Origin of the sequence: Ensifer sp. NM-2 (assembly GCF_003024455.1) — a bacterium.
GTDB lineage: Bacteria > Pseudomonadota > Alphaproteobacteria > Rhizobiales > Rhizobiaceae > Ensifer > Ensifer canadensis.
Window position 1 is genome coordinate 1 of the sequence record NZ_PVZR01000077.1, and the last position, 802, is coordinate 802.

Sequence of the window (802 nt, forward strand, 5' to 3'; positions counted from 1 at the left end):
CCAGAGTGCCAACAAAGGCCGTCACGGTCACTGCGATTAGAAAACCGGCAGGTCTCACGAGCAGGCCAAAGAGAAGGGGGCTGGCCAGAACGCAAAGCAATCTGACCGGGGCGACGAACGTCATCTGTCCACCCGGACCGATTATTCCCTTGATGGCGACGGCCAGGCCGAGACAGCCGAGTATGGCCGATAGGATAAGCGGGAAAAAGCCGGGCCCCATCTGTGAGGCGTTGCCAAATGAATAGTTCCAGGCGATTACGCCAAATCCGATTGCGAAAGCGGCAATGAAGCCGCCTGCCACAACATCTTTCTTGATGGTGATAGTGCCGCTTGCAAGGACGGTCATCGAAGCGTCTCCTGGCTGCATGGGAAATGGGCCGCAAACTTGCGGCCCTCTTGGTGCTGGAACCTTACTGGCCGACCTTGATGCCAAGGCGACCAATCAGCTCTCCGAAGACCTTGCCTTCTCTCTCGATGGCAACTCTCGCCTCTTCGGGAGAGCTTGCAACCACCACTGCGCCGAGCTTCGTGAGGCGTTCTGCGACTTCGGGCTTATTCAGAATCTTCAGGACTTCCGCATTCAGCATATCGATGATTTCCTGCGGGGTGCCGGCCGGCGCCAACATCGCGCTCCACGAGCCTGCATTGTAGTCGGCATAGCCCGACTCAGCCACAGTCGGTATGTCGGGAAACTCCGGCGACCGTTCGGTTCCGCCCACGGCGAGTAATTTCAGGCGTCCTTCGCGCACGAGTGCGCTAACTGAGGGGAGCGTATCGAACGCCATCGTCGCGACACCGCTAA

At 58.7% G+C, this 802-nt stretch carries 2 protein-coding genes; both read right to left on the reverse strand.

From position 1 onward, the window contains the following. Window positions 1-346 (reverse strand): tripartite tricarboxylate transporter TctB family protein (locus C6558_RS38820; protein ID WP_107028849.1); only part of this gene is annotated, 346 nt, incomplete at its 3' end. A gap of 64 nt (window positions 347-410) precedes the next feature. Further along, window positions 411-802: tripartite tricarboxylate transporter substrate binding protein (locus C6558_RS38825; RefSeq protein ID WP_256372003.1), on the reverse strand; the 392-nt coding region annotated here is incomplete at its 5' end.